This is a genomic window from Phycisphaerales bacterium (genome assembly GCA_040217175.1).
GTDB lineage: Bacteria > Planctomycetota > Phycisphaerae > Phycisphaerales > UBA1924 > JAHCJI01.
This window is the reverse complement of record JAVJNT010000001.1, coordinates 994704-1008703: the sequence shown is the minus strand read 5'-3', so window position 1 is coordinate 1008703 and position 14000 is coordinate 994704. Positions and strand designations below refer to the sequence as shown.

Sequence of the window (14000 nt, the reverse complement as noted above, 5' to 3'; positions counted from 1 at the left end):
GCCTCTCGACCAGCCGGTACGCTCTCGCATGCTCACGTCCCTCCGCACTGCATTGCTCGCCGCCGCCCTGGTCCTGGCCACACCGGCCACGCTCGCACAGGACGAGACTGACCAGCCCCTGGCGGGGCCGCTCGAGGTCGTCCGCCTCCAGAACGGCCTGCCCGGCATGTCGGCCCGGGGCTACGCGTGGGACGCCGAGGCGGGGTCAGCCGTCACGGTCGCCAGCACCGACGCCGGCGTGCGCGCGGAGGGCAGCGAGGCCGCGATCGAGCCCGGCGACCTCTGGCACATCGGCTCGTGCACCAAGGCGATCACCGCGACGCTGCTGGCAACGTACGTGGCCGAGGGCCGGCTCTCCTGGACCGACACGCTCGCCGAGGCGCTGCCCGACTTCGCCAGCGACATGAGCGAGACGGCGGCCAACGCGACCATCGCCGACCTCGTGCGCCACCGGGCCGGGCTCCCGCCGAATCCGTCGGGCGTGCTGATGCTCCGCCTCTTCGACGAGGAGGCGCGAGTCGGCCGCGAGGCCGCGATCCTCGAGGGCCTGTCCGAAGCGTCGAGCGCGCCCGGGCCGGGCCAGCAGGGCCGCTACTCGAACCTGGGCTACATGGTCGCCGGCGTCATCGCCGAGCGACTGGGAGGCCAGGCCTACGAAGAGCTCGTCGTCGAGCGCGTGCTCACGCCGCTGGGCATCGAAGCGGGCGAGTTCGGCTTCGGTCCTCCGCCCGCCGGCGACGACGCGAGTGCGCCCGCGCAGCCCATGGGCCACCGCCGGCGCGGCAACCTGCCGTGGACGCCGCAGCTCCCCGAGCCCGGGGCCAGGGGCCTGCCCGCGGACAACCCCGCGGCCTTCGGCCCGGCCGGCACGATGCACCTGACGCTCGATGCGTGGAGCCGCTTCTGCATGGCCCACGCACGGGGCGACGACTTTGCCGAAGGCCGGCGCGACGCCCTCGGCCTGAGCAAAGAGGACTATGCCGAGCTGCATCGGCCGGTCGAGACGTTCGCCGCCGGGTGGATCGTCGGACGGCGTGGCTGGGCGGGCGACGGCGAGGGCGGCGGCATCGCTCTCACCCACAACGGCAGCAACACCATGTGGTTCGCTACCGCGTGGATCGCGCCAGAGCGAGACTGGGTGATGCTGGCGACCACCAACGCCGCCGGGCCGAATGCGGCGCAGGCGTGCGATCAGGCAGTCGGCGTCGCGCTCCGAGCGTTGCGCGACACGCTCGACGAACCCTCAGGCGGGCAGGCCGGGCCAGAGCAGGGCGAAGATGAGTCCGGTCAGTAGGCCGTAGACAACGCCGTCGACGAAGTCCATGACCTTGGCTCGCAGCGGCTTGGTGAACCAGACCTCGCCCAGCATGCCGCCGGCCGTGTGTGCGAGCACGCCTGCGATGGCGGTGAAAGCGAAGACGTCGATGAACTCGGCGCCCCTCGGCAACGCCACGCCGGCGAGGTAGCCAATCACCGCCGTGATGATCAGGAACAGCGTGAACGTCGCCGCGAGGTTCTTGCCCATGTTCACCTCGCTCGGCCAGACGCGGAGCAGTCCCCACGGGCCGGCCTTGTAGCGGGCCAGCATCTCGGGGTTCTTGGCGTCGGCGTGTTCGCACTTGGGGAACATGTACTGGCCCGGCTCGACGTTCTGGGCCTTGAGCAGCGCGAACAACGCGTCCTCGTCGGGAAGGTACTTCACGTCGGGCTTGTGGTGGGGCAGGATCGCCCACGCCAGGAAGCTCGCAAAGAACACGACGACGGCGCCCACCAGGATCGGCAGCCAGAGCGAGAGCAGCATCTCCATGAACGGCTCCTTGTTGTTCGAGTCTGGCGGCGAAGCCCAAACCCCACGAGTGGTGCGGCGCCAGCCATCAGTCGGCCACCGTTGGGGCCTTGCAGTACCCGAATAGTAGAACCCCTATCGGTCGGCCACGCCCTATCATGCCACTCCACGCACCACGAGACTTTCCGGAGCCACGCACCGTGACCACCATGACCGCCGCGACAGCCTCCAGTACGGACATCGCCTCCATCCTCGGCAGCGAGGCCGACGGCCTGCTGGGCTACTCGGCCACGGGCTTCGACAAGGGCTCGCTCTACCTGCCCGGCCCCGACTTCATCGACCGCGTCGTGGCCCAGGGCGACCGGCCCGTGCCGGTGCTGCGAAACTACCAGACCATGCTCAACCACGGCCGCCTCGGAGGCACCGGGTACGTCAGCATCCTGCCCGTCGACCAGGGCGTGGAGCACTCGGCGGGCGCCAGCTTTGCGCCCAACCCGGCGTACTTCGATCCCGAGAACATCGTGAAGCTCGCCATCGAGGGCGGCTGCAACGCCGTGGCTTCGACCTTCGGCGTGCTGGGCTCGGTCTCGCGCAAGTACGCCCACAAGATCCCGTTCCTCGTGAAGTTCAACCACAACGAGCTGCTGACCTATCCCAACGTGCACAGCCAGACGCTCTACGGCACGGTCCAGCAGTGCTACGAGATGGGCGCCATTGCGGTGGGCGCGACGATCTACTTCGGCAGCGACAACTCGCGCGAGCAGATCCAGTACGTCAGCGAGATGTTCGCCCACGCCCACGCGCTCGGCATGGTCACGGTGCTCTGGTGCTACACGCGCAACGACGCATTCAAGGCCACCGGGCCGGATGGCAAGAAGACCGACTACCACGACAGCGCCGACTTGACCGGCCAGGCCAACCACCTGGGCGCGACGATCCAGGCCGACATCGTCAAGCAGAAGCTCGCGACCAAGAACGGTGGCTACGTGGCGCTCAACACCGGTGATAGCAGCTACGGCAAGTTCCGCAACGAGATCTACACCAAGCTCGCCGGCGGCGACGAGCATGGTCAGGGCGGCCACCCCATCGAGCTGGTGCGATACCAGCTGGCGAATTGCTACATGGGCCGTGTGCCGCTGATCAACTCCGGCGGCGAGAGCAAGGGCGAGAGCGACCTGCACGATGCCGTCCGCACGGCGGTCATCAACAAGCGCGCCGGCGGCATGGGGCTGATCTCGGGCCGCAAGGCCTTCCAGCGACCCATGAAGGACGGCGTTGCGCTGCTCCACGCCATCCAGGACGTCTACCTCGACTCGAACGTCACCATTGCCTAAGCGAGCCAAAAGCCCGAGATGAAGCGCGCGATCCAGGTCATCCTCGTCGTCGGTGCGATGGTCGCCGTCGCCTCGCTCGCGGCGTGGGGCGTTGCAGTCTGGTTCTTGGGGCCATACATCATCTGGGCGCCCGAGGGGATTAACGTCAGCGCCGAGACGCCCCAGAGCGTTCAGGTCGGCGATTCGATCGAGATGACCGTCCGCGTGCGCAACGATGGTCCCGAAGACCGCGTGCTGTCGGCGATCACCATCGAGATGGGGTTCCTGATGGGTTTCTCGGTCGATCGGGTCGAGCCGCCGTTCACAACCAGCGAGCCCGCGACCGACTACCGGGTCTACCGCTTCGAGACGCCGATCCCCGCGGGCGAGGTCACGCCGATCCGCTTCTCGCTGCGCGCGACCGGCGAGGGCGTGCGCGAGGGTCAGAGCCTGCGCCAAGGCCGGCTCGAGGTCCAGTTCCAGGACGAGAGCCGCATCAGCTCGACCACGGTCTCGACGGCCGTGCGTGAGCGATAGCCGCCAATCCTCGCGAGATTTCAGCAAACGTGGGATTCTGGCGGCCCGGCTCGCGGCCGGTCGATGCTACAAACAGGGTCTGGCGTGGGAGTCACGCCAGGGTTTGCACAGGTCTACCGAGGGAGCGACGAGTTGACCCTGTTCCAACGATTCATGCGCGTCTTGACCCACCCGCAGCACGCCGGCGAGCCCCTGCCCCAGAAGAAGCCCAAGGCGAGCCGGCCCGCAAAGGACCGGCGTACAGCGCCCCGGCCCGGAGCTACCGCATCCATGAAGCTCGCAGGCAAGCCCGCGGCCTCCGGCACCGCCACCGCGGTCGCCGACAAGCCCAAGTTTCCTGCTTCGCCGGCAAAGCCCATTGAGGTGTTCGCACCCGATCGCCCCACCGAGAAGCCGACCGAGCCCGACGACGATCTCGCGCTGGGCACCAGTTCGCTGATCGACGATATGGATGATTCGAGCCTGGGGCTGGTTCGCCCCGAGCCGAAGGCTGCGACGAAGCCTGCGGCAGCTCCGGAGCCGAAGGACATTGCGCCCGTGTCCGAGTCCGTGCCCGAGGCGACCGGCCCCGAGATCGGCGAGGTCGTCGACCTCATCGAGAAGCTGCGCACGCACGTGGACGCCCAGGGCGGTCGCTTCGACCAGGCCATGGGCGTGCTCGACCAGATCCGGGAGTCGGCCGCCGCCCTGCCCGAGATCCGCGAGCGCATCGACACCATGCTGGCATCGATCGACGAGCTCAAGGCCAACCAGTTCAAGGGCCACGAGAAGGTCGAGCGGGCCCTCTCGGCCCAGAGCTCGAGGCTCGACGAGATCTTCAAGGCCATCGAGCGCGCCACGCAGCGCGAGGAGAAGCTCGCCCAAAGCCTGACCGAGATCAACCAGACCATCCTGGCCGTCTCTGGGACCAACGACCGTCTGGCGTCCGCCATCGACGCCATGCGTCGCCACGAGGCCGAGCGGGATGCCCGCATCGGGCGGGCCCTGACCGGAGCCCAGCGCTGGCTCATCGTGCTCACGCTGGTCATGGGCGTGGGCATGATTGCCACGATCATCACGGCGATGGTCGCCGGCGGCGGGTGATCCGCTCTGCGTCGGTCTGGCGAGTGTGAGGTTTTCGTGAGTCTTTGCCTGCCCCCGCTTCGCAGGGGTACGGTTGTGCGATGAACCGACACGCCCTTCGCTCGATCCGCCCGCTCGCCCTCGGCCTGGCCCTGACTGGGTTCGTCCTCGCGGCCTGCTCCGAGGAGTCGCCGCCCGCCGAGACGGTCTCGACCGCCACGACACCGCCCACCGCGCCCGCGACGGCCGTGACCGTGCTCGAGCCGGTCTCCTGGAGCGGCAGCCAGACGGTAACGCTCGATGGCGACGTCAGCGAATGGCCTGAAGACGTCGCCGCGGTGGCCGACGCCAACTGGCTGTACCTGCGATTCAAGCTCGAGGGCCCGACGCGCACCCTGCAGAGCATGGACACGCCCGTGGCGATCTATCTCGACGCCGACGGCAACCCCGAGACGGGCCGGACGCTTGAGGACCCCGTCGTCCGCGGCGGCATCGGCGCCGACATCGAGATCATCCTTTCGCCGCGAGAGGTCGACGCGCCCAGACCTGGCTCGGGCGTCATGTTCCGCGTACACCAGCCCGACGGCACGGCCCGCGTCGTGAAGCACGAGGACCTTGGCTTTTCGTTCACGCCCACGCATGCGGCCGAGTGGTACGAGGTCCGCATCGATCGCGGCTCGGCCGAGCGGCTGGGTCTCGAAACGCCGGGCCTGGGCGGCTCGGGCCGAATCGCCGGCGTCGTTGTCATGCACGATGGGCGTGGGCGAGTGACCGCCTGGGCCGACCCGTTCGAGCTCGATGCGACCTCCGCCCGGCCGCTGGAAAAGCAGGACGCCCGTGTGCCCGTTCGGCCCGACGACTCGGTGCGTGTCGTCGCGTACAACGTCGAGCATTCGAGCCCGGTTAAGGATCCCGAGCCGTTCGCACGCGTCATCAGCGCGCTCGATCCCGACGTCTTGCTGTTCCAGGAGTGGGTCGAGGGCGATGCCAACGCGATCAAGGCGTGGCTCATTGCTCACGTCGACGACGCGACCGACTGGCACGTGCTCAAGGGCCCGGCCTGGGGCGTGGCGGTTGCCTCAAAACACCCGCTCTCGGTGCTGACGCCGCTCGACACGCCCAACCCCGTCAACGCCCAGAACGCACTACGGTTCGTCGGTGGGCTTGCAGACACCCCGTTGGGGCCGCTCGCCGTCGGCTCGACGCACCTGAAGTGCTGCGGCACCAAGGACAGCCGCGAGGACCGGCAACGCTCGGCCGAGGCAGCCGCCATCGCCGACCTGGTGGCCGAGGCGCTCGGCCAGGGCGCGGGCAGCGAGGCGTGGGGCGTGGTCCTGGGCGGAGACCTCAATCTGGTTGGCTCGCGTCCGCCGCTCGACGCGATCGCCGCCGGTGCGGATCTTGATGGATCGGCGCTGGCCGTGAGCGAGCCGATGCGTTTGGGCGACCAGGCCATGTTTACCTGGTACGACGCGGGCAACACGTTCACGCCAGGCCGACTCGACTTCTTGCTGTACAGCGACGCGACGTCGGAGGCCGTGAACGCGTTCGTCTTCGACACGGGCGTGCTGAGCGAGGCCGCACTGGCACGCCTGGGCCTCGACGCCGGGGATACGGCCGCGAGCGACCACCTGCCGGTGGTGCTCGACGTTCGTCCCTTGGAGTAGTCCTGGAAAACCGGCCTACTTGGCGTCTGCTGGCTCGATGAGCCGGATCTCGCCGTCATGGGTCCGCTCGATAAGCCCGAACTCGCGCAGCGCCTCGAGGGCCGCGAGCTGCTCGGCCCGCTTCTTGCTCTGGCCCCATTGCGCGGGGTACTGGTGGCCGTCGATCTCGACGGCAATCTTGAAGCTCTTGGCGTGGTCGGGCCCCTGCTCGTCGATGACGCGGTAGTGGGGGGTCGAGCCGAGCTGCTGCTGGGCGTGCTGTTGCAGCACGCTCTTGAAGTTCTCCTGGTGGCCCAGGCGCGCCGCCTTTTGGATGCACGGGTCGAGGTGCGGCGCGAGGAATTCGCGGGCCGCGTCGAGTCCGCCGTCGAGGTAGATCGCCGCGATGATGGCTTCCAGCGCCGCGGCCGCCAGCGAGCGTGGCAGCGGCGCGCCGGCCCGCATGCCCTTGCCGAGCAGCAGGAGCTCGATCAGGCCCATTGCATCGGCGATGTCGGCGCACGTCCGTCGCGAGACGGCCGTCGACTTGATCTTGGTCATCTCGCCTTCGAGCAGGTTCGGAAAGAGCGTGAAGATGCGCTCGCTCGTGACGAGGCCGAGGACCGAATCGCCCAGGAACTCGAGCCGCTCGTTCGAGTCGACGCGCGCATCGGTGACCGACGCGTGCGTCAGCGCTTTCACCAGCAGGCATGAGTTCTTGAACCTGTAGCCGATCGCGCGCTCGGCGGTCTCGACGCACAGCTCGCCGGAATCTTGCATGGACACCTCGGCATCACCGGCACCATCCGGAGGCGGCCGGCTCGAACAACAGCCAGGTGATTCCAGCATCTCGCGGTCGACCAGCACGGTGCACCGCCGACGGCGGGATGCGGGAACCCGGATCAATCCAGTCTACACGATCATCGGCCTGTCGCCAAGCGATTTTGAGCCGCGATCTGGGCATGTTTGCCCAATGCTTGGCCCCCGTCAACGCATGGCCTATACTCACCGCCCCGCAGAGCGGATGGACTGGTACGCAAGGGTTATCCCGAGGTTTCGAGCCATGCATTATCCCCGTCGCCTCAGCAAGCTTTCTCGGGCCCGCAAGATGGGCTTCCGCGCCCGCATGCGGACCAAGGGCGGCCGCAAGATCATCAACCGCCGCCGCCGCATCGGCCGCGCGATCAACTTCAAGAAGTGATTTCAAAGCACCCCGCTCGACACCATCCAGCGACGATCATCCGCCCCAGCCTTGCTGGGGCTTTTGCGTAAGGTGGGCGCTTACGGAATCGCGCGGTCGAGCTGGCGACGCAGGCGGTCGGCCTCGCGGTCTCGCCCGGCGGCGCGCAGGAGCGCCTCGTACCGCTCGCCGACGACCATGAACCCGCTGGCCCGGACTTCGGCCTCCTGCGACGTTCGTGGGGCGCGAAAGCGGCGGTGCGTCCGGCCGTAGAACGAGAGCAGCTCATCGGCCCGACCGTCCTGGGTGAACATCGTGTCGAGCCGAGAGATTGCGTCGAGGGCCAGTGGCGTCTCGTCGGCCTGGCGATTGACGAGGTCCTCGTACGCCTTGCTCGCCGCAGCACGATCGCCCTGTGAGAGCAGCAGGTCGCCGAGGGCAAGCTGGGCGGCCGCGTAGCGATGGGGGTCACGTCGAGCCGTGAGCGAGAGCCACTCGAGCACGGCCAGTTGGTCATCGTCCATCTCGGCGATGGCGTCCAGCGCCGTGCGCGTGGCGAAGAGGGGTGAGCGCCGATCGAGGCGACCGAAGAAGTCGGTGAGCACCCGCTGGACGCCGTCGGGCTCGCCGGAAGCCTGCTCGAGCTGGAGCACGAGCCAGGCGCGCCACGCGTCGGCGAATCCGGGGGTAGCATCGACGGTCGCCGAAATCAGACCGGGGCGGACGCTCGGTGCGGCCGACTGCGTAGCCTCATGCAAGGCCCACGCCGTGCGAGTGGATGCCGGGCCCGCTTCGGCGAGATCGGCGGTCAGAAGCAATTCGGCGAGCGGCAGTGGCTCGTTCGTGACCGGATGCTGCGTCGCACCGAACGCCAGGCCCGCATGGTCGGCAATGGCGTCAAGGTTCCAGAGGTAGCCTCGGCGACCCTGCTCGAGGAAGACGGGCGCCAGGAAGCGCTCGTCGCCCAGATGGCCGGTTGCGAGTGCGACGGGATAGCCGAAGGCTTGGCCCAACTGCTCGGCGTAGAAGCTGCGGAGCGGCCCGAGCCCGCCGCGCTCTTGGATGCGCTCGAAGCTGAATTCTTCGGGGGGCAGCGCCGCTTCGCCTTCGAGCAGGCTTGCTTGTCGGTACGTAACCAGACGGTACAGCTCCAAGGGCTCGCGCTGGCGGCGATCTTGGATGATCGTGCGGATGCCCTCGCCCGTCAGGGCGCTGTCGGTCATGAACGTAAGCACCTCGGCGGGCAGCCGGTCGAGCGGTAGCGCCATGACGCGGCGGTCCTGGTGTGCGAACACGAGGGCTTCGAAAACATCCGGCGCCGCAGGCAGGATCGATCCGAGCCCGGGGTACTCGCGCGGCCGGTCGAGCACGACGCACACCGCCGCGGCCAGTTCGGGGTAGTCGCTCAATGCGTCCGGCTGGCCGACCGCGATGGCCTGTGCGATGGTGGCGACCGACGATCCGTCGTTCGTGTCGGTGATGACGCGGGCGAGCGCGCCGACGAACTCCGGGTGCGATGCCCAAACATCGAGCATGAGGCTCCGGGCCGAGGCCGGAAGATCACCAATCATCGCGACGATGGCGTGGTGCTCGACCGCGTCGACGAGGTCGGCGACCTGGGTCGTTGGCCAGGCCGCGATGGCCGCGTCGCGCTGGCGAGTTGCCGCAGCAAGCGCGGCCGCTGGATCGTCAGCGAGTTGCTCGATTGCGGCCTCGCGTGGCGTCGCCGGGGCGATCTCTTGCGCGAGGCAAGCCGAACTCGCAAGGAGCAGCGCAGGTGCGACGAACGACGTCAGGCGTGGGTACTTCATGTCGGGGATTGTTCCACCCCAACGCGTCGAAGTCGGCCTCGACGCGGCCGCCGAGCCAGATTGTCGGAAGCCGATCGGATCAGGATCCGATGCGCACGCCGACGGGCTGGGGGGTTGCCTGGTGCGTGGGCTGGACGGCGATGCCGAGCGGCACGCGCTTGCCGCCGGGGCCGCGAGGCGGGATCCCGTCCTCATCGATGATCCGCTGGATGGCCATGATGCCCTCGAGCAGCATCTCGGGCCTGGGCGGGCAGCCGGGGATGTAGACGTCGACGGGGATGAACTGGTCGATGCCCTGGACGGTGGCGTAGGTGTCGAACACGCCGCCGGTGGAAGCGCACGCGCCCATCGAGATGACCCACTTGGGCTCGGCTACCTGTTGATAGATGCGCTGGAGCACGGGCATCATCTTGATGCCAATGCGGCCGGCGACGATGACGAGGTCGCTCTGCCGCGGGCTGAAGCTCATGCGTTCCATGCCGAATCGGGCGAGGTCATAGCGGCTCGACGCCGTTGCCATGAGTTCGATGCCACAGCACGCGGTCGCGAAGGGGATGGGCCAGATGCTGCTGCGCCGGGCCCAGTTGATGACACGCTGGAGTTGCGTGGTCAGGATGGCGTCGGTAGGAAGTGCGGCTTCGATGCCCATGGTGGCTCCCGAATCAGGAATGACGAGCGTGACGAAAGTTTAGGCTCCACATACCTCGGATCAGGGCCGTTCACGCTCGCGTGCGGGGCGAACCTCACGCTTGTCTCTTCGGCTCTCGGTGGTCATGAAGTCGAGCGGCCGGCTCTCGTACTCGCTGCGGAGCTTCGTGCTATCGGCCCCGATGCCCCGGGAATCCACGACCTTCCGATAGCAACCACCCGCACCCAGAGCAAGCACTCCCGCGGTGGCGGTCAAGATGGAGCCCTTGATGATTCGGCTGCGTGTCATGCGTCCTCGCGTTCTTTCCCGTCCTTCGATACGTTGGCTGAGCCATCCTGGTTTTCCGCTGCCTCGGCCAGGCGAGATTGTAGGGTTTCTTCTCCCAACGACTCGACGGCCGACCGTCTGAGCCGGGACGCCGCGGACCCCTGCCGCGAGGCGACTGGCGAGGGTGCGGCCGTCGCAATGTCGGCCAGGCGGATTCGATCGGCCGGCTTGGACAAGGTAAAACCTCCGCCGTTGTCCAGTTGTTTCACGAATCCGCCGCGCTGCAGGGCGTTGATGATCTTCGAGCACTGGTCGTTGGCGAGGGCCAGCTCGTCGGCGACGTCGGACGTCCGAGCGCCCTGCCCATCAGCGAATCGCCGGCCGATCGCGGCTGCGGCGTCGATGAGCAAGCCCGGTCCGGCGAGCATCAGGGCCGGATCGTCGGAGTCCTCGTCCTGCTCGATGCCGTCTTCGAGCATCTGCACGCCATACGCGACCTGCAGCCCGAAGAGGATGATGAGCCACGTCAAGAAGACCCACAGCATGAAGATCGGGATGAGCGCGAGCGAGCCGTACAGCGTGGCGTAGGTTGAGTTCGTCGAGAAGCCCAGGTACTGCGTGAAGCCCCACTTGGCGGCCTCCCATCCGATGGCGGCAACCGTGGCGCCCGCGAGCGTCGGGCGCAGGCGGAGGCGACGGTTGGGCAAGATCATGTAGGCGAGCGTCAGCAGCCCCGTGCTGATAGCGACGGTGACGAGGAAGCCCGCCGCACCGACGATGAATCGGCCAAATGCGTCCCCGTCGCCCGCCATGGCGCGAATCCACTCTCGGAATTGCACGCTCACGAGGAAGGTCAGCGCAATGAGGATGGCCCCGAGCGTCATCAGCGTCCAGTACTGCGTGATTCGGCGGGTCCAGCTCCGTCCCGATTTGGCGCGGCACACTTGGTTGAAGCAGCGTTCGACCTCGACGACCATCGCGAGCGCGGCATAAATGAGCACGAGGCCGCCGACGAGCCCGATGGCGTCGAACCGAACCGATCCGAAGTTGTCGACCCAGCCCTGCAGGAGGTCGTCGAGGCTCTGCGGGGTCGGATCCAACGGCTCGGGCGGGTTGAGCAGGCCCGTGCCACGCTCCTCGATGTCCTCGGGCGTACCGACCATGGCCAGGGCTGCGTGCAACCGCATGGACGACGTGAACGGACCCGGCATCGTGAGCACGCCGCCGACCGAGGGCCGCACGGGTGCGTCGTCGCTCGGATCGTCTGGCGTGGTCTGGCCGACCTCGGCCTGGATCACCTCGGCGATGCCCGTGAACCGAACGGCCTGCTCCATGAGCCGTTTTAGGTCGTCGTCGCCCACGAACATGCGCACGATGACGAGCGCGACGATGCTGATCGGCAGCAGACCGAAGAGCGTGCGATAGGCGAGCGCCGCCGCCATCTGCGGGAGCCGAGTCTTCAAGAGCGAGCGCAGCGCCATGCGGCTGACGTAGGTCGCTCGTGCCATTTCTTCGCTGCTGGGCAGCCGTAGCCAGTCGGGCAGTCCGGCCATGGACTACGACCTCCCCGTTCGTGGCCTGCTCTGTCCACCGCGACGGCCACCCTCGAGGAGGCCAACGGCCTTCTTGAGCGACTTGAGCTCACTGGGGCGAATGTCTCGCCAATGGCCGCGGCGGAGGTCGGCAAGCTTGACCGGGCCGATGGCGACGCGCTCGAGCTTTCGGACGGGGCATCCCACGCGGGCGAGCACTCGGCGGACCTCGCGGTTGCGGCCCTCGGTCAGCGTGATCTCGAGGTGCGCCCGGTCGCGCAGTTGCCTGGTCACGGTCACCCGTACGGGCTGGGTGCGTTCGGCCCCCTGCGTCTTGCCCTGCGTGCGGTGGGCCAGGACGACGCCACGCTCCAGGTCGGCCAGGCTCTCCTTGGTCATCACCCCGCTGACGATGGCCCGGTAGGTCTTGGGGATCTCGTACCTCGGGTGAGCAAGTCGGTTTGCCAGTTCGCCGTCGTTGGTCAGGATCAGCAGCCCCGTGGTGTCGTAGTCGAGCCGCCCGACCGGAAATAGGCGGGGCGCGAGTGGGTGCTGCACGATGTCGAGCACCGTGCGGCGGTCCATGCCCGGCTCGTCGGCGGCGGTGGTGAGCGTGGCGGTCGGCTTGTTCAGGAGCACCGTGACCGTGGCATCCGGCGTGCGGATGCGGCGGCCGTTGACGCGGATGTCGTCACGTCGTGGGTCGGCAAACGAAGGCAGTTCGGTCACGATCTCGCCGTTGACCTCGACGTGACCCTCGCGGATGAGTTGCTCGCAGGCGCGGCGACTGGCCACGCCCGCATCGGCGAGGACGCGGTGCAGTCGTTCCTGTCCCTGGGGGGCGGCGGTGGAGTCGGGCTGCGGCACGGCGGATAGTACGCGAGCGTGGACCGTGGCCGTTGGCAGGGGGCGCTACGCCGGGGTCGCGTCGGACCAGCCGGCGAGTTCATCGATGACGCGTCGGGCCAGCGACAGGGGCTCGACCGCCGTCGCCGAATCCCGTCCTCGGCGGTCGGACCGCGCGAGCGGATTCCACCAGGGGGCCGCACGGCCGACGGAAATCGACCGTCCCTCGCTATAGGCCGTAACCAGTTCGGGCATCGATCTGGCCGCATCCGAGCGTATCGCCCGCATGCCGAAGCGCTCGAAGCGTCTCCCGCCGGTGTCTTCGCAGAGGATGCGCGTGATCGACTCGTGCCGCCGATCGGTGCTGATGCGTTCGTACATCAATTCCACGGCATCGAGAGCGCCTTCCAGCACCTGGAAGAAGTGATGCTCGTCAAACCACAAGCACCCCGTGAGGCCGAGCAAGCGGTTCTTGGTGATCGCGGGCAGTACGATGCCATCAACGATATCTTCATCGGTGACGCTCGAACGACGCTTGCTGACATAGGCGAGTTGGAAGATCTGTGAGCTCATTTCTGGGTTCATTCGGCTGGGGTCGAACGTGCCCGCTCGAGCGGGCGGCGGGTACACTGGTCGGTCGTGGACTGCCCCGCAGGGCCCGAGAGATGGAGACCGCGATGAACGCCGACCAACCCCACGGAGAGCACGCGGCCGTCGAAGGAGCCGCAGAGGCCCTGCATGGGCTCGCCGTCATCGTCGCCCACGGTCGAGGCGAGATGGTCGAGCAACTCGCGTCCATCGTCGGACGTCGGCACGCCGTCTTGTGTCGGTGCAACACGATCCAAGCGATGTTCGAGGCGGCCGCCGAAAAGCGGCCCCAGTTGATCGTGACGGGTATCGAGTTTTCCGACGGCGACGGAATCGAAGCCGCCGTCAAGCTGGGATCCGAAAAGCCGGTGCCGACGGTCATCGTCGCCGAGCGGCGTTCGCTGGGCCTCGTGCAGAAGGCCATGGCCGACCATGTCATGGCCTACCTCGTCGAGCCGATCGATCCGATCGATCTCGAGGCGGCCATCGTCGTCGCACGGGCGCGATTCGAGCAATTCGAAGAACTCGCCGGCGAGGTCGATTCGCTGCGGCAGGCGCTCGCGGATCGCAAGGTGATCGAACGCGCCAAGGGCGCCATCATGGCCGACCAACAGGTCGAAGAGGCCGAAGCCTTCGCCATCCTGCGCACGCGAGCCCAGAACGCCCGGACCAAGCTCGTCGAGGTCGCTCAGGGCATCCTCGAGCACGGGCCAAGCTTCCAGCCTGCCGCAGGATCGTCGCCCTGTGCATCTGATGCTCGAGAGGGCGGACGCGCGTGATGTC

The 14000-nt window shown here is 67.9% G+C and carries 15 protein-coding genes; 7 read left to right on the top strand and 8 right to left on the bottom strand.

Annotation, left to right across the window (positions count from 1 at the left end):
• Nucleotides 1-28 precede the first annotated feature (28 nt).
• Entirely contained in the window at nt 29-1294 is a 1266-nt protein-coding gene (locus tag RIA68_04385) for a serine hydrolase domain-containing protein (GenBank protein ID MEQ8316671.1), read from the top strand.
• Here RIA68_04385 and RIA68_04380 read toward each other — a convergent pair.
• Nucleotides 1244-1807: a hypothetical protein gene (locus RIA68_04380; protein MEQ8316670.1), complete on the bottom strand. Its 564-nt coding sequence runs from the start codon at nt 1805-1807 to the stop codon at nt 1244-1246. The two genes, RIA68_04385 and RIA68_04380, sit on opposite strands and share 51 nt — an antisense overlap.
• Nucleotides 1808-1995: 188 nt before the next feature.
• Between RIA68_04380 and RIA68_04375 the strand changes: the two genes are divergently transcribed.
• From RIA68_04375 to RIA68_04360, 4 genes are all read left to right on the top strand, one after another.
• Nucleotides 1996-3120 carry a class I fructose-bisphosphate aldolase gene (locus RIA68_04375; GenBank protein MEQ8316669.1) on the top strand — a complete coding sequence of 375 codons (1125 nt, stop codon included), beginning with the start codon at nt 1996-1998 and terminating at the stop codon, nt 3118-3120.
• A gap of 18 nt (nt 3121-3138) precedes the next feature.
• A complete protein-coding gene (locus RIA68_04370; GenBank protein MEQ8316668.1) occupies nt 3139-3636 on the top strand; it encodes a hypothetical protein in 498 nt (165 codons plus the stop codon).
• Between the two features lie 132 nt (nt 3637-3768).
• Nucleotides 3769-4719, top strand: coding sequence for a hypothetical protein (locus RIA68_04365; protein ID MEQ8316667.1), 951 nt, complete (start codon nt 3769-3771; stop codon nt 4717-4719).
• Nucleotides 4720-4799: 80 nt separating this feature from the next.
• Entirely contained in the window at nt 4800-6365 is a 1566-nt protein-coding gene (locus RIA68_04360) for an endonuclease/exonuclease/phosphatase family protein (GenBank protein ID MEQ8316666.1), read from the top strand.
• Nucleotides 6366-6380: 15 nt separating this feature from the next.
• Here the strand turns inward: RIA68_04360 and rnc are convergent, their stop codons facing one another.
• Nucleotides 6381-7124 carry a ribonuclease III gene (rnc, locus tag RIA68_04355; protein ID MEQ8316665.1) on the bottom strand — a complete coding sequence of 248 codons (744 nt, stop codon included), beginning with the start codon at nt 7122-7124 and terminating at the stop codon, nt 6381-6383.
• A gap of 283 nt (nt 7125-7407) precedes the next feature.
• Here rnc and rpmH point away from each other — a divergent pair, with 283 nt between their 5' ends.
• The gene (gene rpmH / locus RIA68_04350; GenBank protein ID MEQ8316664.1) at nt 7408-7545 is read left to right on the top strand and encodes a 50S ribosomal protein L34; all 138 of its coding nucleotides are present in this window, start codon (nt 7408-7410) and stop codon (nt 7543-7545) included.
• 80 nt (nt 7546-7625) lie between these two features.
• On the opposite strand, the gene RIA68_04345 is transcribed toward rpmH, so the two are convergent.
• The 6 genes from RIA68_04345 to RIA68_04320 all read right to left on the bottom strand — a co-directional run bounded on the left by RIA68_04345 (nt 7626) and on the right by RIA68_04320 (nt 13202).
• Nucleotides 7626-9335, bottom strand: coding sequence for a hypothetical protein (locus tag RIA68_04345; protein MEQ8316663.1), 1710 nt, complete (start codon nt 9333-9335; stop codon nt 7626-7628).
• A 79-nt stretch (nt 9336-9414) separates the two neighbouring features.
• Nucleotides 9415-9984 carry an NADH-quinone oxidoreductase subunit NuoB gene (gene nuoB, locus RIA68_04340; GenBank protein ID MEQ8316662.1) on the bottom strand — a complete coding sequence of 190 codons (570 nt, stop codon included), beginning with the start codon at nt 9982-9984 and terminating at the stop codon, nt 9415-9417.
• Nucleotides 9985-10044: 60 nt separating this feature from the next.
• The gene (locus RIA68_04335) at nt 10045-10272 is read right to left on the bottom strand and encodes a hypothetical protein (protein ID MEQ8316661.1); all 228 of its coding nucleotides are present in this window, start codon (nt 10270-10272) and stop codon (nt 10045-10047) included.
• The gene (locus RIA68_04330) at nt 10269-11804 is read right to left on the bottom strand and encodes a YhjD/YihY/BrkB family envelope integrity protein (protein MEQ8316660.1); all 1536 of its coding nucleotides are present in this window, start codon (nt 11802-11804) and stop codon (nt 10269-10271) included. The genes RIA68_04335 and RIA68_04330 overlap by 4 nt, the downstream gene beginning before the upstream one ends.
• 3 nt (nt 11805-11807) lie before the next feature.
• Nucleotides 11808-12650, bottom strand: a complete 843-nt coding sequence (locus RIA68_04325; GenBank protein ID MEQ8316659.1) for a pseudouridine synthase — start codon at nt 12648-12650, stop codon at nt 11808-11810.
• A gap of 45 nt (nt 12651-12695) precedes the next feature.
• Nucleotides 12696-13202, bottom strand: a complete 507-nt coding sequence (locus RIA68_04320) for a BLUF domain-containing protein (protein MEQ8316658.1) — start codon at nt 13200-13202, stop codon at nt 12696-12698.
• A gap of 104 nt (nt 13203-13306) precedes the next feature.
• Here RIA68_04320 and RIA68_04315 point away from each other — a divergent pair, with 104 nt between their 5' ends.
• Nucleotides 13307-13996 carry an ANTAR domain-containing protein gene (locus RIA68_04315; protein ID MEQ8316657.1) on the top strand — a complete coding sequence of 230 codons (690 nt, stop codon included), beginning with the start codon at nt 13307-13309 and terminating at the stop codon, nt 13994-13996.
• Nucleotides 13997-14000: the final 4 nt, after the last annotated feature.